17 protein-coding genes and 1 tRNA gene are annotated in these 26,568 nt (G+C 58.8%); 8 read left to right on the forward strand and 10 right to left on the reverse strand.

Annotated features, from left to right (window positions below):
* Positions 1–40 precede the first annotated feature (40 nt).
* Both HDF09_RS18445 and HDF09_RS18450 read left to right on the forward strand, forming a co-directional pair.
* Entirely contained in the window at positions 41–802 is a 762-nt protein-coding gene (locus HDF09_RS18445) for a hypothetical protein (RefSeq protein WP_260181769.1), read from the forward strand.
* Between the two features lie 42 nt (positions 803–844).
* Positions 845–2,038: a VIT1/CCC1 transporter family protein gene (locus HDF09_RS18450; protein ID WP_183768929.1), complete on the forward strand. Its 1,194-nt coding sequence runs from the start codon at positions 845–847 to the stop codon at positions 2,036–2,038.
* 496 nt (positions 2,039–2,534) lie between these two features.
* On the opposite strand, the gene HDF09_RS18455 is transcribed toward HDF09_RS18450, so the two are convergent.
* The 5 genes from HDF09_RS18455 to HDF09_RS18475 all read right to left on the reverse strand — a co-directional run bounded on the left by HDF09_RS18455 (position 2,535) and on the right by HDF09_RS18475 (position 14,416).
* On the reverse strand, positions 2,535–5,897 hold the full coding sequence (locus HDF09_RS18455; protein WP_183768930.1) for a TonB-dependent receptor: 3,363 nt from the start codon (positions 5,895–5,897) through the stop codon (positions 2,535–2,537).
* 474 nt (positions 5,898–6,371) lie between these two features.
* The gene (locus HDF09_RS21405; RefSeq protein ID WP_183768994.1) at positions 6,372–6,590 is read right to left on the reverse strand and encodes an ATPase, T2SS/T4P/T4SS family; all 219 of its coding nucleotides are present in this window, start codon (positions 6,588–6,590) and stop codon (positions 6,372–6,374) included.
* A gap of 407 nt (positions 6,591–6,997) precedes the next feature.
* Positions 6,998–7,074, reverse strand: a tRNA-Pro gene (locus HDF09_RS18465).
* Positions 7,075–7,451: 377 nt separating this feature from the next.
* Positions 7,452–9,092, reverse strand: coding sequence for a hypothetical protein (locus HDF09_RS18470; RefSeq protein ID WP_183768931.1), 1,641 nt, complete (start codon positions 9,090–9,092; stop codon positions 7,452–7,454).
* An 86-nt stretch (positions 9,093–9,178) separates the two neighbouring features.
* Positions 9,179–14,416 carry an MBG domain-containing protein gene (locus HDF09_RS18475; protein ID WP_183768932.1) on the reverse strand — a complete coding sequence of 1,746 codons (5,238 nt, stop codon included), beginning with the start codon at positions 14,414–14,416 and terminating at the stop codon, positions 9,179–9,181.
* Between the two features lie 433 nt (positions 14,417–14,849).
* On the opposite strand from HDF09_RS18475, the gene HDF09_RS18480 reads away from it, so the two are divergent.
* Together HDF09_RS18480 and HDF09_RS18485 are read left to right on the forward strand one after the other, a co-directional pair.
* The gene (locus tag HDF09_RS18480; protein ID WP_183768933.1) at positions 14,850–15,971 is read left to right on the forward strand and encodes an XdhC family protein; all 1,122 of its coding nucleotides are present in this window, start codon (positions 14,850–14,852) and stop codon (positions 15,969–15,971) included.
* Positions 15,968–16,525: a nucleotidyltransferase family protein gene (locus HDF09_RS18485; RefSeq protein ID WP_183768934.1), complete on the forward strand. Its 558-nt coding sequence runs from the start codon at positions 15,968–15,970 to the stop codon at positions 16,523–16,525. The genes HDF09_RS18480 and HDF09_RS18485 overlap by 4 nt, the downstream gene beginning before the upstream one ends.
* An 18-nt stretch (positions 16,526–16,543) precedes the next feature.
* On the opposite strand, the gene HDF09_RS18490 is transcribed toward HDF09_RS18485, so the two are convergent.
* From HDF09_RS18490 to HDF09_RS18500, 3 genes are read right to left on the reverse strand one after another with little or no spacing between them, the layout of a single operon-like run.
* The gene (locus tag HDF09_RS18490) at positions 16,544–17,401 is read right to left on the reverse strand and encodes an FAD binding domain-containing protein (RefSeq protein WP_183768935.1); all 858 of its coding nucleotides are present in this window, start codon (positions 17,399–17,401) and stop codon (positions 16,544–16,546) included.
* Positions 17,402–17,872 carry a (2Fe-2S)-binding protein gene (locus HDF09_RS18495; protein ID WP_183768936.1) on the reverse strand — a complete coding sequence of 157 codons (471 nt, stop codon included), beginning with the start codon at positions 17,870–17,872 and terminating at the stop codon, positions 17,402–17,404.
* Positions 17,869–20,220 (reverse strand): xanthine dehydrogenase family protein molybdopterin-binding subunit, encoded by a 2,352-nt coding sequence (locus HDF09_RS18500; protein WP_183768937.1) that lies wholly within the window; start codon positions 20,218–20,220, stop codon positions 17,869–17,871. The genes HDF09_RS18495 and HDF09_RS18500 overlap by 4 nt, the downstream gene beginning before the upstream one ends.
* Positions 20,221–20,705: 485 nt before the next feature.
* Here HDF09_RS18500 and HDF09_RS18505 point away from each other — a divergent pair, with 485 nt between their 5' ends.
* Positions 20,706–21,053, forward strand: coding sequence for a carboxymuconolactone decarboxylase family protein (locus HDF09_RS18505; RefSeq protein ID WP_260181774.1), 348 nt, complete (start codon positions 20,706–20,708; stop codon positions 21,051–21,053).
* Between the two features lie 47 nt (positions 21,054–21,100).
* Complete coding sequence (locus HDF09_RS18510) at positions 21,101–21,322, forward strand: hypothetical protein (RefSeq protein ID WP_183768939.1); 222 nt, start codon at positions 21,101–21,103, stop codon at positions 21,320–21,322.
* Positions 21,323–21,342: 20 nt separating this feature from the next.
* Here the strand turns inward: HDF09_RS18510 and HDF09_RS18515 are convergent, their stop codons facing one another.
* Positions 21,343–22,230: a hypothetical protein gene (locus tag HDF09_RS18515; protein ID WP_183768940.1), complete on the reverse strand. Its 888-nt coding sequence runs from the start codon at positions 22,228–22,230 to the stop codon at positions 21,343–21,345.
* Between the two features lie 647 nt (positions 22,231–22,877).
* On the opposite strand from HDF09_RS18515, the gene HDF09_RS18520 reads away from it, so the two are divergent.
* Positions 22,878–24,002 (forward strand): hypothetical protein, encoded by a 1,125-nt coding sequence (locus HDF09_RS18520; RefSeq protein ID WP_183768941.1) that lies wholly within the window; start codon positions 22,878–22,880, stop codon positions 24,000–24,002.
* A gap of 201 nt (positions 24,003–24,203) precedes the next feature.
* Complete coding sequence (locus tag HDF09_RS18525) at positions 24,204–24,590, forward strand: nuclear transport factor 2 family protein (protein ID WP_221270202.1); 387 nt, start codon at positions 24,204–24,206, stop codon at positions 24,588–24,590.
* Positions 24,591–24,653: 63 nt separating this feature from the next.
* On the opposite strand, the gene HDF09_RS18530 is transcribed toward HDF09_RS18525, so the two are convergent.
* A complete protein-coding gene (locus HDF09_RS18530; RefSeq protein WP_183768942.1) occupies positions 24,654–26,450 on the reverse strand; it encodes a S53 family peptidase in 1,797 nt (598 codons plus the stop codon).
* Positions 26,451–26,568 lie beyond the last annotated feature (118 nt).

Raw genomic sequence — 26,568 nt, forward strand, 5'->3', positions numbered from 1 at the left:
GTCTCACTCGTTCAGCCTCCTGTTGATTCTGGTTGTCTGCTTGTTCTCAGGTTCAAGGGTTGCACACGGCCAGGGAAACTACGAGATTCAGGTCTACGGTGCCGACACGGTCCCGCCAAAGAGCCTGATGGTGGAGTTGCACTCAAACTACACTGTGTCCGGCCAGACCAAAACGATCAACGGCGTGTACCCCACCAACCATCAGGAGCACGAGACCCTCGAACTGACCAAGGGGATTAACAACTGGTCGGAGGTCGGTTTCTACGTCTTCACCAGTGAACAGGACGGACACGGAGTCCAATGGGTCGGAGACCATATCCGGCCGCGCGTGAGGGCACCGGACAGCTGGCATCTCCCGGTGGGACTCAGTCTTTCGACCGAGGTCGGCTATCAAAGAGCCGTCTACTCTCCGGACACCTGGACCTGGGAAATCCGCCCCATCATCGATAAAACCCTGGGGCGCTGGTACCTCTCCTTCAACCCGGCTCTTGAACGTACCTGGCACGGGCCTGATGTAAAACAGGGACTCGGCTTCTCGCCCGGCGTCAAGGTTAGTTACGACTTCACTCGCCAGATCAGCGGCGGCCTCGAATACTACGCGGATTACGGGCGCATTGGATCGTTCGATACGCTGCACAACCAACAACAACAGATCTTTGCTGTTACTGACCTCAACGTCTCGCCGAAATGGGAGATCAACATCGGCGTCGGTGTAGGCCCCACCGCAGGAACCGACCACTTGATCGTAAAGGGAATCCTCGGCAGGCGCTTCGACTGGGGAAGAAAGTCTGCAGTCGAGTAGTCTGTTGCTCGCTGTTGTTTGCTCAATCGATAAGGAGATTCGATGACAGAATCGGACAATAAGAGACTACTCGCAGCGCTCGCGGCCAACTGGCAGGCAGAGATGGACGGCCACTACACCTACTCGGCGCTGGCCAAAAGAGAGGATGAGCCACAACGGCGAAACGCTTTACGTGGTCTGGCTGCGGCGGAAAAGCACCATGCCGACCTCTGGGCTGGACGCATTCTGGAACTCGGTGGACAAGCGCCCCAGTACACGGGTAGTGAATCAGGACAGGCCGACTCCCTGGCAGCGCAGATAGGAGGAGCGGACCTTGCCCTGCGCCGACTGGAGATCGACGAGGGACGCGACATTGCCAAGTATGGGAAGCAGTTGAAGGCGCTCGGAGACGAACCAAGCATCGCGATTCTCAAGGAAGTGATCGCCGATGAACGAGAGCACTATCAAACCCTGGGAAATCTCATCCGGTCGCGACGTCCGCTGCCTGCAATGACTCCTGAGCAGTCGCAGGAAGCACTTGATAGCCTATTGAACGCCCGCAAGGAAGGCCATCCGCAAGCGGCAGGCTGGGTAGGCGACGCCATCTACGGCATCAACGATGGGCTTGGCTCTATCTTCGGCATCGTCTCGGGCGTTTCGGGGGCGACGCTGGGCAACAGCCACTTTGTTCTTATTGCTGGTTTGGCCGGTATGGTGGCCAGTGCGCTCTCGATGGGATCAGGCGCCTATCTTGCCTCGAAGAGCCAGCGGGAGATCTTCGAGGCAGAGTTTGCGAGGGAGCGGGAGGCCGTCGAGGACAACGAAGCTGAAGCGCGCGAGGTGCTTTCCCTCAGCTATCAAATCCGGGGGTTGCCAGAAGAAGAGGCACAACGCTTCGTCGAGCATATAGCCAGAAACAAGGAACAACTCATCAAGGCGCTTGCTCGTGAGCGCCTGAATACGTCCGAGGAAGCACTGAGCAAACCTCTCGTCTCTGCTGTATCTGGAGCTCTGTCGACCGCAGTGGGCGCACTCATTCCGATCATTCCGTTCTTCTTTATGAATGGAATTAGAGCGGTCATTGCAGCAGCCATCGTGTCTCTGATTGCGCACTTCGCCGTCGGAGCTGCAAAGTCGTTCATCACAATTCGTTCATGGTGGAGCAGTGGACTTGAGATGACAATCGTAGGAGCAGTTGAGGGCGTCGTGACCTATGTGATCGGAATTGGTTTAGGCAGAATTGGAGGAGGCCAGTAGGGCTATCCGGAACTGAAAAGTCAATGAGAACAGGCCAACTCACTCATCGAGAGAGTTGCAGCAAGCCTTATAGGGCATTGGAAATGCCAGATTCATTCTGCGGCTGGCCTGGGCAGACTGAAACTTTGGCGATAGCAGAGTCATTCACCGGAACGGGGACCGAAGCTCAAAAATCGAAAATCCGAATGCCAGCTTCGGAGCTTTCAACGGCAGCAGCAGTGTTTTCCCCTCACGACAGGTTCAGTTGGTTTTACGCCAGGCGTTCTGAACTTTATCTTTCCGCAACTGGGCGATGAGACGGCTTTGCCTCGTCGCCCGGGCCCCTCGTAAACGCTAGGAGGAGAATGACGGCTCAGTCCAATCACCCGATTCTATTTCTTCGGAGTTTTGGCCCTTCACGACGCCAGATCTTTTGCACTATGCGCTTACGAACATTCCATCCTTTCTCGTCTGGGCAGGGTTATGGTTCGACGATAGTCAACCGAGCATTCCACTATTAGAAGACAAATCTTCCGCTTACCAACCCAGACCTGGGACCACCAAAGCTCTTGCTGGTAGTGCTGGTGATCTGTCCGACACTGCTATCAGTGATGGTTACGTTTGGATCCCCGTAGTTAGTGTGATTGAGTACGTTAGTGAAACTGCCTTTCAATTCGAAGCTAGTCTCCCTGAACCCTCGGAAGGTCTTGAACAGAGCAGCATTTAGCGCATTCAGATTTGGCCCCTCGACCGTACCGAAAGATCCGCTGCCAAACGTTCCGTTTTGAGGAACGGCGAATGCTGCCGCATTGAACCAGTTGGTGATCGATCGCTTACCTTGAGGAGTGAGAGATCCACCCACTCGCTGAGCCGCGCCGGAGAACTGATTCGTATTTGAAGGATCGGGTCCACTAAAGCTCGGAGACAGAAAATCACCGCTTTGAGACAAGTACGCTGCGCTTACCCGCCAGCCGCCAATCAATCTCGATGCGTAGTTATCGCCATTCAGCAGCCGCTCACCTCTACCGATGGGGAGTTCCCATATCAGATTGGATACGAAGCTTAGTCGAGGTGTGTATTTTGCATTTCCTTTTTGACGCGAGAGATCATAACTGTTCTCAGCCGTGACGCCGCCATCAATGCCATTTCCCAAAGTATCGTCATCGTCGGTAAGATTTTTGGCCCAGGTGAAGCCAGCCTCATAGCTGAGACCATGTCGGAAACCCCTGTTCACCTCCGCCGAAAAAGCGTTGTAATTTTCGTATCCGCCGTTTCGGAAGAGATACGTAGAGTAGAAGAGAGAATAAGGAGTCGCACTTTGTGAGAATGGCGTTGTGCTGGCGGGAACCTGATTGATATTGGTGGCATATCCCAGCTTTACACCTCTGGTCCCGATGTATGACAAGCGCAGGCCGGTACTGAAACCGAGGTTCTGCTCGAGCGTTAGATTGAACTGCTGCACATAAGGGTTGCGATAGTTGTGGTCGAAGGTCTGAATGCTAACCGCACCTACTCCAATACCTCCTGCCGCGCTGTTGATGGGATGCTGAAAGTCGACGAGCGGACCGCCGTCTACGATACCGTTCGTGTAACCAACGCTGACGCCATACGGCCCCCCATAGAGATAAGAAAATAGGGACGCGCTGATCTCGTCATTGAAGATCCCGTAACCGCCACGGATAACAGTGTTTTCATCCTTGAATGGACGATAGGCAAAGCCAACTCTTGGATAGGCAGCCAGTTTGAACGAGTTCCTCATACTACGGTCGGGAAATCCCGCTGTCTGAGCAGTTTCGATCGGAATCTGAGCCGGGAAGACGGGGTTGATATTTTGCTGTGCGATGGCAAGATTAGGTACGACGATTGCTCCGGTGTTGGGATCGAATGACGCAATTACGTTGTACTTGTCAACTGCCGGGCTGTTGTACTCGTATCGAACCCCGAGAAATAGAGTCAGATTTCGCTTGATCTTCCAATCGTCCTGAACAAAGGCGTTGAGATACCAGAGCCGTGAGTATTGAGGAGTGCGCGGATAGGTGTAGCCAGTTGTTTGAGGCAAACCAAGCAGAAAATCCGCATAATCGAAGTTCGAAAAAGACCCGGTGAAGCTATAGCTCCCAAAGGTCGGATTGAAGTACTGCTCGGCCTGCAATGGCCTGAATTCTGCTCCGGCCTTGAAGGTATGAGAGCCGCGCTCGTACGTCACTTGATCCACGAACTGAACAGTCTGTTCTGTTGGCTGACTTTCTGGCAACTGGAAGGGAGAGGCGAAATTATTCAGGTAAACAGAAGGAATTCCGGTTTTATCATCTGGTGCGACCTGCAGACCTGTGATTCCAAGTGCATCTACCAACGGTTGCCCCTGAATGTCTCCACCGAAGTCATTTGCAGTGTGCGTCAGACCAAACTTGGCGACGTTGATCATATGGGGAGTGAGAATCCAGGTATCAGACAGTACACCTTGCCAGGTGTGTCGCTTTTGGACGCGATATCCAGTTAACGAAGGAGGAAGGCCACTATCGAGGACCTCTGGCGAAGACCTGACGTATCCGACACGGGCAAAAAGTGTGTTGTGTTGCGAGAGCGAATAGTCGCTTCTCACGTAGTACCGATTGGTGTAGATATGCTGAGGATACGTTCCTCTGAAGTTAGAGATGTAGTTCGTTGCCACTCCATAGTTTGGCAACGGATAGAACAGATTTTGCCATGTCAGCGCCCCTGCATTGAGCATAGACGTGGGAATCGTATTGTTCTGAAACGGAGTTCCGGTATACGGATTGTTGATGACAATAGGATTTGCCCCCAGAAGCAATGAACTAAAGTCGCCGCCGCGCATTGCGAGAGTAGGCACACTTGGGTTGATCGATATCGGCTGCGCCTCTCTTAGGAATTCGCCCGAGGCGAAGAGGAATAGCTTGTTCTTAATAATCGGGCCGCCGATGTCGGCGCCAAAATCGTTCTGGACAAGGCGGCCTACGCGGTTCGCAAAATAATTCTTCGCCTGAAGGACGTTACTTGCATAGTTGTCGAAGAGATCTCCATGGATCTCATTTGTACCGGATTTTGTAATGACACTTATGTTTAGGAGTTGTCCGAGTTCAGCCTTGTTGTTGACCGCAGTGTACTCAACTTCCTGAATCATTCCGAAAGGAGGGAGCGACGGTCCAACCATATTCCCATAGAGGGCCGAATTTGAGCTGATTCCATCGACGTTGTAGTAGGCCTCGCTGCCGCGCGATCCATATATAGACCAGTCAAAGGAACCTCCAGCCTGGGATCCGCCAGGTAAGAGTGAGGTGTAGAAGAGTAAGCCGCTGTCACCCGTCGCGTCCGACGTGCTCAGCAGATTTGACGAGGAGTTCGTTAGCGTCTGAGCCGACACGGTGCTTGAAATCGAAGGCATCTCTGTCTCGATGACAGACTCTCCGGCAGTTACCGTTATGGTCGAACTGGTGCTGCCCACCTTCATGGCCACGTCAACCCGCAGAGTTTGCTGGGAGGCAAGGACGACTCCTGCATTTCTGATCTCAGCAAACCCGGGAGATTCAACCTTGACGGTGTAGTTGCCAGGATTCAAGCCTGCAACAACGTAGTCCCCCTTCGAATTTGCAATAACGCTTCGACTCACATTGGTGCCGTCGTTCGTGACCGTCACGCGAGCATTGGGCAAGATGGCTCCGTCCGCCGTAGTTACGGTTCCGGTAATAGTCCCTTCCGTTCCCTGGCCCAGCAACGGCGAACAAAGCAAAAGGATGGCAAGCGTAACGAAGCAAGACGATTGCCACAGTCGCCGACATAGACCAAGATGGCTGACGCTACTAGCATTCTGCTCTGCGAATTTGGGTTTCATTGGATAGTTCCTCCATTTAGGTACCTGCATACCTGGGATACGCTGGGCTGATCGTTAGCGCGGGCTGGTATTTTCTTATATTCCATTTTGTTACGGTTTATGGTTTATAGAGAGGAACAGTAACAGATATAACGGGGATGTCAAGATTAAAAGAAATTCAACGTAATATTATTGAATTTGCGCCAGTTGGCTTGCAGGGCTAACCCTTGCGAGGATTTTGCAATCCGGCGTACACGATCCCAAACGAAACTTAGGATATTGCTGGATGGCTTGTTCCACTACAGTGGCCCCTTCAGGCAAATCAACAAGACTTGAAAGGGATATCACAGGCCTCCGTTATAGTGGGAAACAATGCATGTTGAATCAAAATCGAAACTAAACATAAATAATGCACTCAAAATTTTACGCAATAAACGATAGGAGGGTTGATCCCCATCAGGCCTCGAAGTGAACAACAAAGACGTTTGGGTACTCTGGCACTTTTGGTATCCGGTGTTGAGCGTGTTAAGGACGACGCGCGCTTCCGGACCACGAATCTCGCCAACCAATAATGCGATCCGGCCAGTGGCGTAGGGTTGCTTTCAACAGGTCGCTGAATTCGATCTGACTCGTGTGCGTATCGAGCTGGGCTTCGGCGGAGATGACGTGCTGTTTCCTGATATATAGTTCAGCGACATCTTCGAGGATCAGGATGCACTCTGAGTCGGGAATGAATCCCGCGATGACGTTGGTGGTGTTGTCTTGCTTGCTCCAGTTCCGCCAGAGATCAACAAATTGTCACCGCGGCGGATTGCTTCTGTGAGCCGTTGCGCCTTGCTCCGTAGAGAGCATTCTGAGGATCAGGTCTTCCATCGTGAAATCATGCGAGGTGAACTTGCGGATGGTCATCATAGATTGCGGATTCACCACAGGCGGTTTGCTCGATGCTGGGGGGCCACTGGGCACGGTGCGGACTCGGGTGTGCATACCTCGTCCGAGCTGACGCGAGAGCATTACATTCACGCGGTCTCCTCGGAATCGCGAAATGCGGTGGCCGGATCGAAGAATTGGCGATTGGATCTAAATAGATCCACATCGAGCTTGGGGCCAAAGAGCCCAATGCTCTAGCTAGTTGAACGTGGGGATTTAAATGGTCGGGGCGAGAGGATTCGAACCTCCGACCCCCTGGTCCCGAACCAGGTGCGCTACCAGACTGCGCTACGCCCCGAATGTGCTGCGATAGTGCCGATGAGGAGTGCGTTCCGTAAGACTCAAGCGCGCGGGTGGGCTTGGTGGATCGCTGTACCGACTCAGGTAGTTTAGCAGATCTCGCGGCGGTTGGCGAAGGAGTGGGAAGCGGGGGGAGAGTTGACTTGCCGGTTCGCCGCGAGCTTTGACTTGCGGAATAAATTTGGAATGCCGGAGGGAGAGAGACGAGATGCGGGGCGGCGACTGCACGGTTGCGCGATGATGTATTGATCTATTTCGGTCGAGAGGATGATGTTCGACTGTCCTTGTCTGTTTCGCGTTCAGGGGTGCTAAAGGGGAGCCACTGGAACTCCCTCCTTTGTTTTGTGAGGCAAGGCCGATCGAATTCGCGTCTGGTTAGTGGTTCGTAATGTTCTTTGGCTTAGCGTAAGGCTGGCCCTGCCGCTTCACGGAACTCGCATCGAAGGTAGCTGTGTCGCCGGGGGTGAATGAGGCTCCGTCGGGAACGAGGGTGCTGTCGAGGATGCGGCCAGGCTGGCCGCTTGTGCGCATCGAGATGCGTGCCGGGTCGATTCCTTTCTCGTCGGTGAGGTACTGCTCTACGTTGAGGTCGCGCTGGGCTGCGGCATCAGGTGTCTCGTCGTCGGAGTGTCTGCCAACAATTACGAGCTTAGAGGTAGTGTCGCGGTTGAGGGTTAGAGCGATGTCGTCGAGGCAGGCTTTGCCTTCGTTGTCGACGCGTACGGGACGCTTTAGGTCGCGCTCAAACGAGATGCTGCACAGGGGGCGTACCTTCGGGACTGGAGGAGGCGGAGGAGTGACAATGGTGACGGTGGTGTCGGCGGAGGCATGTTTGCCGAGATCGTCGACGACGTTGCAGGTGACGGTGACGACGCCTGAAGGAGCACCGCTTGTGACGAGTGTGGCGGTGGGGGTAGTTCCAGAGATTTGGCCGGCGGTGGAAGAGTAGGAGTAGCTCAGTGTCAGGCCTTCGAGACTGCTGGCAACGGCTGTGATGGTGGAAGGATCACCCGGCATGACAGTGCTGGGGTTGGCAGAGCAAGTGATGGTCGGTGGTGCGGGATTGTGGATGCGGAAGCTTGCGGTGCAGTTGGCGCTCTCGCCTGGACGCTTGCCTTCGCTGACATGGCCGGAGACAGTGTAGTCGCCGGGAGCCAGGCCCGCGGTGTTGATACTGGCGGTAGCGTTGTTGTTGGTGAGTTCGCCGCCGCTGGCGGTCCAGGTGTAGGAGAGCTTCTTCTTCGGCTCGAGATTGGCGGCGGTGGCGGTAACGGTCACGGGGTCGCCCGGGAAGACGTTAGTGGGTTGAACCGTGCAGCCAAGTTGGACAGGTGCGGGAGGCGTTTGCTGGCCGAAGCGCAGAACTACGCCTGCGGAGAGTCGGTAGGCAGTAATGTCACCGACGCCTCCGGTGACCTGGGCAGGATCGACTGGACCGTAGTCGACATGGGAGTAGTTGAAGTCGGCCTGGACTACGCGAAGGGCGATGTGATTGTTGAAGACCGGCAGGACGAGATCGAGACCTCCGCCGGCGGTGACTCCCCAGCCCCATGTGCAGGGTTGGAAGGCGGGGCCGCCCGCTCTGGCACCGCCGCCGAGGGCGTGGACGAATGGAATCAGGCGGCCTTTCTGGTAGCGGAGTACAGGGCCAGCCTGGGCGGTGTAATAGCAATCGTTAGGGCCGTTGGGGAAGAAGCTGCCCTCCGCCTGAAGTCCCAGATAACGATTGAAGTAGGCGGTGGCGCTTGCAACGGCGCCGGGGTTGATGGGCTGATAGACGAAGGGGGTGATTTCGCTATTGAAGGGATGGAAGTAGGCGTAGCCGCCGTAGAGGTCGAAGCGGGAAAAATCGGGAGGAGGTGTGGAGGCGGTTTTGACAGCCTGCGCTAGTGCGGGCAATGGCGAAGCTGCGATGCAAAGGGCGACGAGGAGCCTGGTCCCGGAATGGAGAAGGGCGCCGGCGAGTCGCACGGCGTGGGAGCTCAATCTATCGGGGCTCACGTGGCGGAGATGCATAAGGATGAAACCTCCAACTGCTGTGCTTCCTGATTTCTTTTCCCTGTATGTCCCGTGAGATTGGCAGGACACACGGGGCACTGTTACTAGTTCCCGACGGACAGAAAGACCGAGGTGGATTGAGCCTGCGTCGTAAGGCTGGCGCTGGTGCCGGTGACGCTGACGGTGTAGGTCTGGAATGTTGTGTTGAAGCAGCAACCTGCCAGGCCAAGGATACCGAAGGAGAGGAGGATCACTGCGAGAAGGCGAATCTTTTGAGTACCTGGCTTCCTGCGGCGTCGGAGGCCGGCGAAGAAGATGCCAAGGCCGGTGAGTTCGACCGGGAAGACTGCGGCAGCGGTGATCGGAGCGAGATCCCCTGGGCTGAGGCTGGGGATTGATGGATCGCGAAGTTTGGCATCGGCTGCGGTGGTGTTGATGGTCAGCGCAACGGTGGCAGTGCCTCCGGCGGTGAGTGTCGGGTTGCTGGCGAAGGTGCAGGTGGCGTCAGCAGGCAGACCAGAGCAGGAGAGATTGATCTGGCCAGCGAAGCCTCCGACTGAGGTGAGGGTGACTTGATAGGTCGTCGTACCGGGACCGCGAATGAGCTGAGTGGGAGGGGTGGCGGAGATCGTGAAGCTGCCGACGGGAGCATTGATGATCTGGGTTAGGGTAGCCGAGCTGGTGGAGAAGTTGGTGTTGGCCTGGAAGCTGGCAGTGATGGTGTGACTGCCTGAGGTCAGCGCGCTGGTGGAGAAGGTGGCGACACCGCTGCTGTTTATGGTCCCGGTACCGAGGAGGTTGCTGCCGTCAGAGAAGTTGACAGTACCGGTGGGCACACCAGTTGTGCTGGTAACGGTCCCGGTGAAGGTGACGTTGGCGCCAGCGGCTGCGGGCGAGCCGGAGCTCGTGACCGTGGTAACGGTATTGATGGGGCTGACGTCGAGTGTGCCCGGGTGGATGGTCGCGATGTAGTTGCCGGCGGAGGTTCCCGAGACGCTGGCGCCGATGGAGTATTGGCCTGCGGGCGAAGCGGGAGTGGCCGTGGTCGTGTAGCTAACGACTACGTCGTCGCCAGGGACAACGCCGGTGACTGTTCCGGAGAAGGCAGGGTTTGGTGCTCCGTAAAGACGGCTGGCGCTGTTGACATTGATGACGAGAGCGGCCTGATTCTGTGTGATGGAGAGTGAGCCATTGACGAGGTTCACGGAGTAGTTGGAAAGGGCGGCCCCGGAGACGGAGGGAATGATGGGGTAAGCGCCGACAGGGGAGTTGATGACGGCGGGGCTGCTGTAGGTTGTGGCGACCGCGTCGCCCTTGAGCAGACCGCTAGTCGTGCCGGTAAAGGCTGGGTTCGCTGTGTCGTAGACTCGGGTGGCGTTGTTCGCGGTGACTGTAAGTGTGGCCGGGCTAATGGTGAGCGTTCCATTGGTCGTTGTGACGGTGCTGTAGTTGGAGGTTGCGGGCCCGGAGACCGTGGGGACAACAATGTAGGTGCCGACCGCCGAGGTCGGAGTGTCGGTGGTGGCGTAGGTAATGATGAAGGTGTCGCCGTTGAGTGCACCAGTGACTGTGCTGGTAAAGGTGGGATCGGCTGCGCCGTAGCTGCGTGTGGCATTGTTAGCCGCCACGTTCACAGTGACGGAGGCTTGAGTGATCGCGAGAGTTCCGGGAGTGACCTGGATGGTGTAATTGGAGGATGCGGGGCCGCCGACTGTGTCATTAATCGGATAGGAACCGACTGGCGATGCAACGGTGGCTGTGGTCGAGTAAGAGTTCGTGAAGGTGTCGCCGTTGAGAGCGCCACTGACGGTGCTGGTAAAGACGGGGTTGGCTGCGCCGTAGATTCGGGTTGCGTTGGCAACGGTGATGGTGAGTATGGCCTGCGTGACGGTGAGTGTTCCGGGAGTGACGATGACGGCATAGTTGCCGGCATTTGCTCCGGTGATGGTCGCGTTGATGGGATAGGTTCCGGCGGGCGAGGTGACAGTGGCTGGCGAGGAGTAGGCGATGGTCAGTATGTCGCCGTTGATGGTGCCCCCACTGACGGTATTGCCGTTCAGGACGCCGAGGGTCGTGCTGTTGAATGGAGGATTGGATTGGCCGTACTGACGGCTTACGTTGATAACTGTGACGGTGATGGGAATCGGAGTGACGGTCAGGATCCCGGGCGTGTTGGTGACGGCGTAATTGGAGAGGCTTGTGGTCCCGGCCGTGGTAAGGGTAGCAATGATGGGGTAGGTGCCGACCGGAGAAGTGGCAGTGGCGACGCTGGAGTAGGCGACAAGGACGGTGTCGCCCGAGGCAACTCCGGTAAGGGAGCCGGTGAAAGCGGGGTTCGACGCTCCGTAGAGACGGCTGATGCTGTTGACTGTGACTGTGAGTGGGGCGGGGGTGACCGTCAGAGTTGTGTTGCCAGTGGCTGGCAAGTAGTTGGTATCCCCGGAGTAGGTAAAGGTGATCCCGTAGGTGCCTACGGCAAGGCCGGTATTGAGCGCGTTGCACGTGGAACCGACTCCCAAAGTCGCGGAGACGGTGCACAGGACTCGCGCGCCGAGACTAAAGGTGATGGTGCCGGTTGGAGAGGGACTGCTGTTGGTTACGTTCACGGCCTGAGAAAAGGGCTGGCCGTAGACCTCCGTTTCGGCTGGCAATGTGAACTGAAGCGGCGCAATTACCCTTCCGGTACCGGTGAGAGTAAGAGTGAGCGGGCTGTTGTAGGCGTTGGAAATAATACTGACGGAGGCGGTCAGCGAGCCCATGGCTGTAGGGGTAAAGACGAAGCCCAGGTTACAGGTGGAACCCGCGATGATAGTGGTACCGCAGGTGGTCGTTCCGGGATCGATGGTGAAGTGCGGGTCAGAGGATGTGATGGCACCATTGAGGGTGAAAGGAGCCGAGCCAAAGTTGCTCAGGGTTTGCTGAACAACGAAGGAGCTTTGGCCGACCACTACACTGCCGAAGGCAAGGGTGGGATTGGGATATGTGATCTCGCGGACGGCGCTGTTGCCGTTATCAACCTCGAAGAGATAGCTGTTGCCTTCGACGGCGATGCTGACAGGATTGCTGATCTGGGCGAGGTTGGCGAAGCCGCCGTCGCCTGTGTTTCCTGCGATGCCGGTACCGAGAGTGGTCGAGATGTTGCTGCCGTTGCTGGTGGTAGAGACGAAGACGGTGTAAACGAGATTGGCGGTGGCATCGGCGATGTAGAGGTCTCCAGCTGCATCGAAGGCGAGGGAAGAGGGAGCGAGGATAGCGGTGCCGGTGGCCTGTCCGGGAACGGTGGTCGTCGCAGCTCCATTGCCGGCGACCTGATGAATGATGCCAAATTTATCGACGGCGTAGACGAGGTGGCCGCCAGTGTCGGCGATGTACAGGATGCCAGTGGTGTCGAGGATAAGTCCGCCCGGTGAGACGAAGCTGGCGGTGGTGGCAAGGACGCCATCGGCGGAGGTATTGTTGCCACTTCCTGCGATCGTACGACTGCCGCCGCCCGCAAAGACCTCGATCACGTTGTGGGCTGAGCCGGCCTGGGCGATGAAGAGGTTGTCGAAGCCATCGACGTAGATGGATGTGGGAGTGTTAAGTCCGGTGACGTAGCTGGTGTTCAGGCTGCCGTCGACCCCGAAGCGGGCGACCGTGCCGTGGACTGCGTCGGTGATGAAGTAGTTGCCTGTGGAGTCGATCGCGATGGCCGAGGAAGTGAGTAGACCGGAGCCTCCCGGAATGATGGGGAATGGAATTCCTCCGCTAACCGGAAGGAAAAGAAGATTGCCGGTGCCGGGGGTTGCGCCCGTCTCGAGGATGTACGCGTTGCCCGCGGGGTCAACCGTAACGGCAGAGGGCGCCGTGAGAGCGCTGACGACGGTCTTGACGATACCGGGGGTGAATACACCGAGCGAGCCGGTTGCCGTGCCCTCGAGGCCCTGGGAGATGCTGTTCCCGGAGATCGAGTCAACGAGCTTGATGGGGGCGCTGCGCAGACCTAGAAGAGTAGGTGTGAAGCGCACAAAGACCTGGCAGGTGACAGGCGGGGCTCCTGGCGCGGCGGGGGTAAGGACGCCTGTGCAGGTATTTGTGGTGATGTTGAAGTCTGGCCCCGACGTAACGGTAAGGTTCACCTTTTGGTTGACGGCGAAGGTGACCGGAAGGCCGGCGCTAAGACTGCCGACTGGGGTAGCGGGAAAGATGATGTTACTGCTGAGTTTGCGCAGGATGCTGTTGGCAGAGTCGGCCAGAGAGAAGTTGCCAAGGCTGTCGACGGCCATTCCGCGGGGACCGTTAAGAGGGAAGTTGAGGGCGGAGGTTCCGTCCTGAACCGGGCTGTAGGAGCCGGAGGCACCATTGGGTAGACCCGCGACAATGGTCGTGCTGCCTGAGCCAAGGACGTAACTGACGACGACGTCGGGACTGGTCTCGGTAATGTAGAGCGACTGCGTGGGTGAGAAGGCTAAACCGTAGGGTCTGTCCAGGCCAGTGGCGATCGTGCCCGAGTTGTCATTGGAACACTGGCCAACGGCTGTTTGGAAGGTTGCGAGACCGACGACCTGGCGAACGCAGTTGTTGCCCGTATCTGCGATGAAGAGATCTCCTGCGCCACTAATAGCAAGACCAGAGGGACCGTTCAGAGCGACGCTGCCGGTGATGCCCACGCAGGTTGTAGGAACGAGTGCGGAGGGTGCGCCAGCGACCACGCAGAGGCTGGCGGCAGGAGCCTGAAGCAGTACCTGATAGTTGCTGAGAGTGGCGGGGACTTCAGTATCCTGAATCGCGATGTAGAGGTTGTTGCTGGTGTCTAGGACGAGACCGTTGGGGTTTGGAGTGGCGGAGACTGCCGAGCCGCAAGTGCCGGAGACGGTGGTGAGAGAGGCGACACCTGAGGCTCCGGCGGCGAGTCTGCGGACGCAGTTGTGACTGCTATCTGCGATGTAAAGATTGTTGGTGCTGTCTACGGCGAGGCCCGTGGGCTGGTACAGGCCCTGGGCGGGCGTCGGGGTGCTGTTCGACGCTGTGGAACAGGTGTCGCCCTTACCCGAGACGGCGAGTCCGACCAGCGTGCTCATCGAACCTGAGGTGTCGATCTTGCGAACGCAGTTGTTCAGGGTATCCGAGATATATTGATTGCCGTTTGAATCGAAGACGATATAGGACGGAGTGTTGAGACTGACCGTTGTCGCCGGTCCGAAGTCCCCGTTGAACCCCGGTGTGATGGTTCCGGCATATCGAGTTCCGCTCTGCACCAAGGTCAGGGCCTGGGCGTGCGCTAGAGACGGAGTGATGGTGTATGCGACAAGAACCACCAGTGCAGAGAGAGTCTGGACACCAGAGAGACGGCTGAGATGCATGGGGTGAAGCTCCTAGGTTCGCGCGCTGCAGTGAATCAGAACGGACGGCGTAAATAGCAGGTAAAACGACTCTTCGGAGTTGTGGCCCCTCCGATGAAGGTCGATATCCGGTCTCCTGCGCCAAAAGTATTGCATATAGAGGGTTTGGGGGAACTACCTATAAAGTGGCAGTTGCAGACGCCTCTGGACGGTTGAGTTTTTGGCGAGATTAGAGCAAGGCTCCCGGCAGGAGCGCGAGCAGGGAGACGGTTTCTCCGGGAGACACACCGGTCCCTTCGCGAAGGTTCACCCCTAATTACAGGAGCGATTCTTACGCTTTGAGCAGCTCATTCTGGGAGTGATCGGGTGCTCTGGTGCCTTCCGTTTTGATGGACAGATGAGACTGTCGGCGTGGAGAATGGGAGTTAGAGTCGATGGAAAGAGGACTTCTGGCATGAGAGAAGGTCGGCAGATCGTTCGGCTGTGGCGTCAGGGAGGAGCAGTTGCTCTGGTAACGCTTGTGCGGACCGAGGGATCGAGTTATCGACGTCCTGGAGCCCGCCTGCTGCTGGGCAAGCAAGGAGAATACGCCGGGACGATCAGCGGAGGGTGCCTGGAGGCCGAAGTGGTGCGCAAGGCAGCGTGGCTGATTCGGGAGGGCGCCATAATGGAACGGTATTCGACGATGTTTGACGATACGGCGGAGATGCCGTTTGGGTTAGGGTGCGGCGGCATTGTCGATCTGCTGATCGAACCTGTCGATACTCCTGAGTGCCGAGTTGTACTCACGGCACTGGAGGGTGCGCTGCTAGGGGACGAAGTAACGGTGCTGACCTGGCTGCCACGTATAGGGAGGCCATTGGAACGTGCGGTGTTGGCTGCCAACTGGGACTTTACGTTTGCCAGCGAAGGGCTGACAGAGCTTGAACTTGTCGAGGCGAGAGCTGGCGTGCTGAAGGGTGGAATTGACAACTCAGACTCGGGAGTTTTTGTGGAACGAATCACGGCTCCGCAGCGGTTGTTCGTTCTGGGGGCGGGCGATGATGCGAAGCCGGTAGTAAGCATTGCGGCTCTCCTGGGTTGGAGCGTCTCGGTGCTGGATGGACGGGCGCAGATGGCTCGCGCGGATCGGTTTCCCGAGGCAGAGCGGGTAGTCGCGGCATCTGCTGCGTCGAGTGAAGTTCGGTCGATTCGTCAGGACGATGCAGTGGTGCTGATGACACATAGTTATGAGCAGGACAGGGAACTGCTGGCGGCGGTGTTGCCGTTGCATCCCAGGTACCTGGGTCTGCTGGGGGCGCGGCACCGGAGTTCGTTGTTGGTAAGCGAGGCTGCAGCGATGTTGGGGTGGACTGTCGGTGCATGCTGCGACAGTATCTATGCGCCGGTGGGATTGGACCTTGGTGGGGACGGGCCTCAGGCTATTGCTCTCGCGGTTATCGCGGAGGTGCAAGCATGCTGCATGGGGAAACTGGGAGCTTCGCGCAGGTTGACACCGCAGGAGGTTGAGAGACACCTGGCGGAGGGTGGCGCGGCGCGGTATCTGCAAAAACAATGTGCGCTGGACGTTGCGTGAGGCGCATTGGCGCGGTGATTCTCGCGGCTGGAGCTTCGAGGCGGCTGGGGGAGCCGAAGCAACTGGTAAAGGTTGGAGCGGAAAATCTGTTGGAACGTTCGGTGAGGGTTGGTCATGAGGCTGGGTTCTCACCGGTGATTGTGGTGTTGGGGGCTTCGGCGGAATCGATCGAGGCGGCGTGTAAGTTGGGGGACGCTGAGGTTTTGATAAATGAAAGCTGGAGCGAGGGGATGGGTGCTTCCGTGCGAGTCGGTGTGGGGGCTCTGCGAGACGTGGATGGCTGTGTATTGATGACTTGTGATATGCCGGCTGTAACGGCTACACACTTGCGAACTTTGTCGGCTTCGGGAGAGGTAACAGGGTCAGCATATGCCGGGTGGAGAGGAGTGCCAGCTTATTTTCCGGCGGCATCTTTTGAGGATCTGATGAAGTTGCGGGGCGATGCCGGCGCAAAGAATCTATTGCGGTCGGCGCCTTGTGTCGCATTGGCCGGCGGGGAGTTGGATGTGGATACGATTGAAGATCTGGAACGTGCGCGTGCGTTGTTTGGGTAGAGGTTCTCTCCGGATGTGTTAGAGGGTGTCCAGGAACTCTTCGAGGAGGTTGGCGGCAACTGCAGCGCGGTATTTTGCTGTGCTGCGGATGTCATCGATGGGAAGGGTCTCGCTCAGTAATGCGCTGCGGGCGGCGGCGATAGTGGCAGGCGTTACAGGTTGGTTGAGGAGAGACTGTTCGGTGGCGATGAGGCGGGCAGGAGTCTCGCGCAGGCTGGCGGCTCCGATGCGGATGCTTTCGATTACGCCACGATTTGTGCGGGCGATTGCAGCGATAGCGACCTTCGAGATGGCCTGGGCGTTTCGAGTCCCTACCTTGCGGATGTAGGTTTTGTAACCGATCAAGTTACGTGAGAGGGTGATGCTGTGGAGGAGCTCGTCTGGGGCGAGTGCGGTTTTCTTGTAGCTGAGGTGGAAGTCGCGGTAAGGAATTGTGCGACTGCCGTGAGTTGAGACGAGGGTGACGGTGGCGTCGTAAGCGAGCAGGGCGGGAGGGGAGTCGGCGGCGGGGCTGGCATTGACGATGTTGCCGCCGATGGTGCCACGATTCTGGTTCGCAATCGAGCCGGTCCAGCTCGCGGCCTGAGGGAGAAGGGAGAGTTCGCTTGTAATGATGGGGTGGTTGCGAATGTCGGTGAAGGTGGTGCCGGCACCGATACTAATAGCGTCAGGGGTGACTTCAATGAAGCGAAGCTCTTCGAGGTTCCAGAGAGAGACGAGTTTTTTGGGCTGAAGACGCCCTGCGCCTAGCGCTACCATCAACTCGGTACCGCCGGCGATGGGCGTGTATCGATCGGGCGAGTCGGCGAGGATCTGAAGAATTGCGTCGAGCGATTTTGGGGCGACGAGCTCGTATTGGGTGATGTTGGAGCGCATTTATTCGGCGACTCCGGCCAGAGCTGCGGCCTGCACAGCATTGAAGATACGAATGTAGCCAGTGCAGCGGCAGAGATTGCCGGAGAGGCCTTCCTGAATTTGTAACGATGTAGGGTGCGGATATTTTTTGAGCAAGTGATGCGTAGCGAGGATCATGCCGGGAGTGCAGATGCCGCATTGTGCTCCCCCGTTTTCCAGAAAGCACTGCTGGATTGGGTGAAGCTGTTCGGTGATTGCGACGCCTTCGATGGTGGTAATCCGTGCTCCTTCCGCTTGAAGGATGGGGACGAGGCAGGAGTTGACCAGATCGTCATTCATCAGAACCGAACAGGAGCCGCATTCCCCCTCGCCGCAGCCTTCCTTTGCTCCTGTAAGGTGTAGGTCTTCGCGGAGAACGTCGAGGAGACGCTTCATCGGAGGAGCTTCGATGAACTTTGTCTGACCGTTGATAGTGAGTTGAATGGGGGTCATGCGGTGGCCTCGCTAAAGACGGGACCGGCAATGGCGGGATCTAGCGACTCGCTGCCTGCTCCGGGTGCACTGGTCATGCGCTCGAAGATGTCTTCCGGGAGGAGTGGGATTTCGGTGAAGGCGATGCCGGTGGCGTGCTCGATGGCGTTGAGGATGGCGGGTGCGGGCCCGTCCATGGGGAGTTCGCCGATGCCTTTAGCGCCGAAGGCTCCGTGGGGACTTGGAATCTCTTCGAAGGTGACGTGGATGGGCGGTACATCGGCGCTGGTGGGCATGATGTAGTTGGTCATCTGGTTGTTGGCAAGACGGCCGTTGTTCCAGATGCATTTTTCGTAGAGCGCGTAGCCGACGCCCTGGGCAACTCCGCCTTCGATCTGGCCGGCGGCGAGGATTGGGTGAAGGACCTTTCCTACTTCCTGCAGGGCGTAAAAGTTGGTCACGCTTGCCGAGTAGGTGGTGGTGTCGACGGCGACCTCGGCGACGTAGACGGCCCAGGCGTAGGCGGGATAGGCTTCGCCGCTGTAGGTCTCGTCGTCCCAGAAGATGTCGCCGGGAGACTGGTAGCGTGCCTCGGTTTTGAGGGAGCCGTGCTCGGCGAGATAGTGGAGCGCCGCGGGGCGGAAGTCTTCGGGGCTGAAGTCGTGAGGCGGCTCGGAGGCAACGGCAGATCCCCCCGTTGCGCTGCGGGATGACGAAAAAGGAGCGAGTGTGGCGAGGAGGGACTGCGCGGCGCGTTCAACGAGTTTGCCGACCACCATAGCGGTGCGGCTGGCTACGGTGGGGCCGGAGTTAGGGACTTGGCCGGTGTCGGGTTGGGCGATGAGGATCTGGTCGTAGGGGAGGTGGAGGGTCTGGGCGGCGATCTGGCAGAGGATGGTGTTGGTGCCCTGGCCGAACTCGGTGGAGGAGACGAGGAGGCGGGGTTGGCCTTCGGGTGTGAGCTCGATCTCGACGAGGGAGTTGAGGCGGCGCTCGCCGGAGCCGGTGAAGCCTGCGCCGTGGAAGAAGGAGGCGAAGCCTATGCCGCGCTTGATGGTGCTGGTTGGGTTCTCGCGGTCGAACTGCTCGCGTTTGGCGTGGTAGTTGGACTCTTCGAGTGCTCGCGTGAGCAGGTGCTGCATATCGACGGGGTCTTTGAGGAGCTGTCCGGTTGCGGTGTGGCCGCCGGTGCCCAGGAAGTTGCGGCGGCGCAGCTCTTCCGGTGTGAGTCCGACTACCTTTGCAATCTTGTCCATGTGGCGTTCGAGCGCAAAGATGCTTTGCGGTGCGCCGAAGCCGCGGAAGGCCCCGTGGGGCGGAATATTTGTTGCCACGGCTTTGGCGCGGACGGTGAGGTGGGGCCAGTGGTAGGGGCCGGGGGCGTGGATGGTGCCTCGGGAGAGGACTACAGGGGAGAGGGTGGCGTAGGCTCCACCGTCGATGGCGAAGTCTATCTCGCCGGCGAGGAGCTTGCCGTCCTTGCTGACGGCGGTGCGGTGGCGGGTGCGGCTGGGGTGGCGTTTGGTGGTGGCGGCCATGTCTTCGGCGCGGTCGTAGCAGAGCTTGACGGGGTGGCCCGACTTCATGGCGAGGAGGGCGGCGTGGCTGCCGATGACGGAGGGGAAGTCCTCCTTGCCGCCGAAGGCTCCGCCGGTCTCGGTCTGGATGACTCGGCACTTCTCGGCGGGGAGGTTGAAGACCAGCTCGAGGGCGTGGACGAGGTAGTACGGGCACTGCATCGAGCCTCTTACCGTGACTCCCTTCTCTGTGTCGTACTCGGCGATGACTCCGTTGTTCTCGATGTAGAGCTGCTCCTGGGCTCCGGTGCGGTACTCGCCTTCGACGATGTAGTCGGCGGTCTGCCAGATCTCGTCGGGGATCGGCTTCTGGTCCTTCTGCATGAGGTAGGTCTTGAAGGTGTTGGCTTGCTCGCCTTCCCCCCAAATGATCTGGTCTTTTTTTTCGGAGTCTTCTATCGAGTAGATGGCGGGGAGTTCTTCGTAGGTGATGTGGACCGCGGCTACGGCGGCGGGGAGTACGGAGCGGTTGGGGTGGGCTAGGAGGAGGATGGGCTCTTCGGCGTGGTTGACGTGGGTGACGGCGAGGCAGGGGTGGTCTTTGGTGAGGTGGACGATGCAGTTTTCGCCGGGGATGTCGGCGGCGGAGACGATGGTGTATTCGTTCCAGGGGATGGTGGGGTCGAAGGCGATGGAGGTGATGCGGCCGCGGGGGATGGTGCTGCGGACGGTGGCTCCGAACCACATGCCGGGGAGGGTGATGTCGTCGACGTACTGGGCGCGGCCGAGGACCTTGTCTCGTCCCTCTTTGCGGATGGGGGAGCTGCCAACGATCTGAGGCTGGCTGGTCATGAGCGGTGTTGCATAAGGATAGACGAAGTTTCGTGGGTTGGGAGGAAACGTTGGGGCCCGGTACCCCCCTCCCCCCTTGGGGTATTTTGGGAGTAAGGTATTTAGTTTGAGCGGCTTGCAGGGGGTTGGTGGCTGCAAAGTGTTCAAACCAAATGGGTTGCGTACAAAATACTTATTTTCAATAGGTTGCGCGACGTTGGATCGGTGCCTGCGGAGATTGGGGGAGAAGGCGGCGGCTGTGCCTTGTTTTTCACCGCTGTATCCATTAAATTTCTACCGCTGTATCCATTATAGAAGATGGAGAGGAACTGATACGCCACGTGATTTCGCTGGATTGGCGCGGGGTTTCGTCGTTTGGGGGGTTGACAGATCTTCGGGGTGGGTTCGGGTATCCGTCTTTGTGGGTATCTTTCGGTTGACGGCGTTGGGTTGTGGGCCGAAACTGGCTGGGAATCGAGTGACTAGTGGTGGGCCAGACTGCGGTCTTGAGATATCTCACACTGGATGGGAGAGATGCGATGTATGACATGGCGAATTTGAAGAAGCTGAGCGTGCTGGGGGAGGGCGCTCCGGAGGCGATGAAGGCTTTCTGGGCGTTCGATAAGGCGGCGCTGAAGGATGGGGTGGTCCCCAAGAAATACAAGGAGTTGATGGCGGTGGCGGTGGCGTTGACGACGCAGTGTCCGTACTGCCTGGAGATTCATCGAGCCGTTGCGGTGACTGCGGGGGCTACTCAGGAGGAGTTGGCTGAGACGGCTTTGGTGGCTGCTGCGCTTCGTGCCGGGGCGGCTGTTACGCATGCTACTCATTTGATGGGCGGGGGGAAGAGTTAGGGGATCTTTGTGTGAGGGGAAGCGGGTTTCTCCATGGAGCGGCCACGATGAAACGGTGGCCCGCTCCGGTTGAAATGACGATTTTTGTTGGGAAGAGCGGCAACGGTTGGATTGTCTGGGTTGGAAGGTTCGAACGGTATGGGTGGGTTGAATGTTTCGGGATCCTTCACTCCGTTCAGGATGACGGCGAAGAGCTGAACAACGGCAACGGCAACGGCGACGGCGACGGCGACGGCAAATACGGGGATTCTTTGCTTCGCTCAGAATGACGGCGTTTTTCGGTGAGTGGTTAGTGGTGGGTGACGGGGGCTTGGGTTTGGTGGGTGAAGCTGTCGTAGAAGAGGGTGTAGCCGGCCTGGTTGCCGCCTTCGATCTGGAAGAGAACTTCGGAGTGGCCCTCGTGGGCGAAGTCGGCGGCGCCGGCGAGGCGCAGGAGGCGGCCCAGGTGCTGGACCTGTCCGGTAGGGGAGATGGCGAACCAGTGGTTGATCCAGGCGTCGTCGGGCGGGCCGTCGCAGAGGTAGCCGTTGAGGGTGACCTCGAGGATGCGCCAGTTTTTGTTTGAGACGTAGGAGGAGCCGGGGGCGATCTGGTCGTCGGTGATGGTGGATTCGTGGTAATTCGATGGTGCGTTGGTGGTGGTTTGCGTGCAGTTCTTTGGGTGGGGGTAGAGTTTGTGGAAGGTTTGGCGGACGTGGGTGACGTCGAGTGGGAATGGGGCGGCGGGTTGCCAGTTGTCGGGGTCGTGCAGGGTGGGGAGGGTGGTGGCGAGGATGGTGTGGGGCGGGTCGGGCTGGTCGGGTGTGGGGCGCGGCTCGAGGTGGGCTACAGCGGCTGGGTTGGTGATGGCCTGAACACCGATCTCGGAGTAGAAGCGGTAGGCGGCGGGAGTGTTTGCGATGACCATGGCTACGGGCTTGCCGTCTTTGATGAGGTTCCATGCTGTGGTGGGCGGGAAGACGTGGGGAATGGTCTTGAGGCAGGCTTCGTCCTGGCAGAGGGCGTTGTAGGAGCGCCATAGCCGGCCGGATTGGTGGAAGAGGACGCGGATACCGGGTTGGCCCTGGTTGTTTCCGTTGTCTAAGGCGGAGGATTCGAAGATGCCGATGAGGGGTGCGCGCTGCGCGGCGGCGAGGGTGGAGAGGAGAAGCAGGAGGGTGAGTGCTGGGGGCTTCATGGTGGGGTTAGTTTACGCATGGTGACTTGCGTGGGTGCGGTCGAAGTGACGATTTTTGTGGGGGGAAAGAACGGCAACGGTTGGAGTGTTTGGGTTGGAAGGTTCGAATGGTATGGGTGGGTGGAAGGTGTCGGATCCTTCCCCTTCGGCTCGCTCAGGGTCAGGATGACGACGAAGGGCAGGGCAACGGCAAATACGGGGGTCTTGACGGATACCGGAGCATGAATCGGTTCGCTGCAACTGAGAGCTGTGGCCGCAATCCACTGCGCAGTTCACGGTGACGCTGTGAACTGCTTCGGTCGAGATGGCGAATTTTTCTTGGGTGGAAGTAAGTGGGTGGAAGTAAAGATAGCAGCAACCGCAACCGCAACCGCAACTGCAAAAGCAACGACAACTGCAAAAGCGACCGCAGATCCCCTTCGGGGATGACAACCAGAAGAGCAACGGCAACTGCAAAGGCAACAGCGGGGAGATTTGCACAGTTTTTGATAGGACTACACGGGTCACGAAGAATTCATCTGGCAGTCATGCTGCGTTGCATCCATCGGAGGAGTATCGCTCTGAAGTAGCTGTTCTGTCCCACAACTCTTCGGCGCAATTTTTCCGCTGCCCAACTCTTCCGCCCAATTGATTCAGGAGGTTTCACCATGTCTACCGTACCGTCTCCGATGATCTCGCGCAACGCTCTGGTTGCGTCAGTTGTGTCCGTTGCGTCCGCCGCCATGCTGCTTGGCGTTGCCCCGGCGTTTGGCCAGGCCAATGCTCCTTTGGCCGCAGATGGTTATACGCTTAGCGTCTTCGCCACTGGTGTGGTGGGGCAGTACACCCATCCGGACTCGCTTGCGGTCTTCCAGGACCATGTCTACATTGCTTACGGCGATGGCAACGACCCGACGGGCGCCGATGGCAAGACGAATATGGTGGTGGAGTATACGCGCGCGGGCCAGAAGGTCTACAGCTTTACGGTCAAGGGACATAACGACGGCATGAAGGTGAATCCCTACACGCACAAGCTGTGGGTGATGCAGAACGAAGATGCGAATCCGAATCTGGTGGTGTTCGATCCGGTGACGCGGCAGACGACGCTGTACTCGTTTGCGGCACCGCCGCAGGCTGGCGGGGGCTACGACGATATTACGTTTAGCAATGGGAAGGCCTATCTGAGCGCGTCGAATCCTGCGCACAATCCAAACAGCGAGCCGGCGATCGTGCAAGCGACGCTGGTGGGCACGACGGTGGTGGTGACGCCGGTGCTGGAAGGAACGGCGGCAGCGACGGACATTCTGACGGGGAAGACGGTGACGTTGAATCTGCAGGATCCGGATTCGATGACGACGGCGCCGGGCGGGAACCTGGTGCTGGACAGCCAGGGGGATTCGGAGCTGGTGATTGTGAGCAATCCGGGATTGACGCAGCAGCGCGTGCTGCAGGTTCCGTTGAGCTCGCCGTATGGCCAGCCGCAGGTGGATGACACGTTGTTTACGCCGGATGCCGACGGGTTTCTGCTGGTGAGCGACACGGCGAAGGATATTACGTACAAGATCAGCAAGAAGGTGTTTGTTCCTGGGATAGCGTACTCGGCTGGGGTTGCGGGCAGCAGCGCGGCGCCTGGATTTGTGGGCCAGCTGGACCTGGCGTTTGGGCTGTTGACGCCGATTGTGAGCGGGATGCAGAGTCCGCATGGACTTGCGTTTGTGACGACGAGCACCGCTGACGATTCGGCTGTGGAGAAGCTGAAGGAGGCTTGCTCGGCGTTGTATCCGAGCGAGTAAGGACGGGTGGCTGGAGGAGAGAGGCCGCCGGGGATCGGGAGGATTCTGTACGATTCTGGAGGATTCCGGGTGGCCTTTTTGAGTGGCCTTGCGTCTTAGGGGTATCAGGGTATCGTCCCAATGGGATCGAGCCAGCGACGCGGCCGCTGCGTTATGCTGGCGGGGTTTGACGAACGGTAGTTTAGAAAAAGGAGAAGCATTATGACGACGCAGACACAGGTTATGACGACACAGGAGTTGGCAGATAAGTTGGTTGGGCTTTGCCGGGAGGGAAAGTTTGAGGAGGCAACGGGGAGCTTGTACTCCGAGGAGATTGTGAGCATGGAGGCTGGGGCGCCTCCGGGAGGGTCGCGCGAGTCGAAGGGACTGGCGGCGGTGAAGGGGAAGGGGGAGTGGTGGGCGGCAAACCATGAGGTTCACTCCTGTACGGTCGAGGGACCGCTGGTGGCCGGGTCGCACTTTGCGTGCACCTTCAAACTGGATGTGACATTCAAACCGGACGGCCGGCGCTTCGTGATGGAAGAGGTTGCGGTGTACAAGGTCGTGGACGGCAAGGTGGTCTACGAAGAGTTCTTCTACAACATGTAGTAGTAGCTGCTCTCTCCGCCTGGATGATTGATCCGGGCGGAGGGTCTTTGATTTATCGGGGATTTATCTGCGTTTGCCGGCAGCGGCTTTGCGGCGGTTGGTTACGGCGTGAGGCTTGCGTGCGGGGCGCGTGCGGAGGGGCTTTTTCTTGCTGCCTTTGTTCTTTCCGCCTTTCGACGTGGTGGAGGCGGAGGGGTTTACGACGGAGATGATTTTTGTGCCGATTGGCGAGCCGAGGCCGGTGCAGGCGTCCCAACCGGGGCCGGCGATGAAGCCTACTGGAGTGCCCTGATAGTTGGTGCCGGAGGTGATGTCGTTGAAGGCGGCTTTGCCTTTGGCGGCGTAGATTGCGGGTTGGAGGAAGCCTGCGGATTTGCCGTTTTGCGAGTTGGCGAGGGCGATGAGGCCGGCCCAGAGGGGGGCTACGGCGCTGGTGCCACCGATGGGGAGGGTCTGGCCGTCGACGCGGATGGTGTAGCCGGTGGAGGGGTCGGCGTTGCCGGCGACGTCGGGGACGCCTCGGCCTCCGCCTGGCGTGGTGGGGGCGGGGACACCTGCGTTGGCCTGCCAGGTGGGCAGGGGGAAGAAGTTGCTGACGCCGCCGCCGGTTGCGCCTTCGTTGTTGGCTAGCTCGTTCCAGACGACCTCGGAGGTGATGGAGGAGCCGCTGCCGAGGAGCTTGGTTCCACCGCAGGCGAGGACGTGGGGGCTGGAGGCGGGGAAGTCGACGTGGTTCTGGCCGTCGGTGACGCTGTCGGTGGAGCCGTTGTCTCCGGCGGCGACGGTGATGGTGATGCCGAGGGCGGCGGCGGACTGGCAGGCGGCGTCGAGTGCGTTGAGGGCTTGGGCGGTCCAGCTGGATTCGGGGCCGCCCCAGCTGATGGAGATGACGCTGGGCTTGTTGGTGGTGTCGTGGACGGCGGTGGCGACGGCGTCGATGAAACCCTGGTCGGTGTTGGGGGCGAAGTAGACGACGATGTTGGCGCCGGGGGCTACGGCGGCGGCGACTTCGATGTCGAGCATGACTTCGCCGTCGGCGCTGTTGACGGTGCTGGGGCTGTTTTTGCCGCCGTCGACGGAGACTGCGGTGACTTTGGGGGGCTTCTGGCCGAGGGTTTTGAAGTAGGCGGTGAGGTCGGCGGTTTTGTAGCCGCCGCCTAGCTCGAGGAGGCCGATGGTCTGGCCGGCGGCGGAGGCGTTGGCGGGGAACTGGTAGAGCGTGGCGATCTGGGGCGGAGTGTAGGAGATGTTGGTTGCGGCGGCGTTGGGTATGGCGATGTGGGGATGGGCGAAGCCTCCGGCCTGGGCGGCGTTGGCGGCGAGGTCGCCGCGCTGGCCTGCGATGCGGAAGTGGGGCTGGGCCTGGGGGCGGTTGTCTAGTCCGAGGACGGCTTCGACGGGGCCGACGAGTTCGGCGGGGAGTGTGATGCTGCCCTGGCGGACACGGTAGGTTGCGCCGTCGTAGGTCTTGTGGGTGAGGGTGACGCCGAATGCCTTTTGCATGGCGGCCATGGTGCCGGCGAGCTTGATGATGCGGCATTCGAGACTGAGTGGGTCGGGCACGACGGCGAGGCCGAACTCTTTGGCGAAGGTGCGGACGAGTTTCACGGCGGCGGGGTCGGCGGCGTGGCTTTGCTTGTATTGGGCGCGGGTGAGGCGTTGCTTGCCGAGGCGGTTGGCGGCTTTGAGGGGGGTCTTGCGGCGGACTATGACTGAGACGGTGATCTTGCCGCCGGAGGGTGCGGGCTTTTCGCCGGCGGGGTCGGCTGCGGCTGGGCGGAAGGGACTTTTTTCGCTGCCGGGAAGGACGGTGCGGGGGGAGGCTGCGATGTGGGGGGTGGAGGTTTTTTTCGTTGCCATGTTTGGTTCTCCAAATTTGGGGATGAATTTGTGAGATGGCCCGTAGGAGTCGGGATGGTTATCGAGATGACGAAGACCTATAGTATGCCCGTGCCGGTTGAGAGGGAAGCTTGATGGG

The organism is Edaphobacter lichenicola, assembly GCF_014201315.1.
Taxonomy (GTDB): Bacteria; Acidobacteriota; Terriglobia; order Terriglobales; family Acidobacteriaceae; genus Edaphobacter; species Edaphobacter lichenicola_B.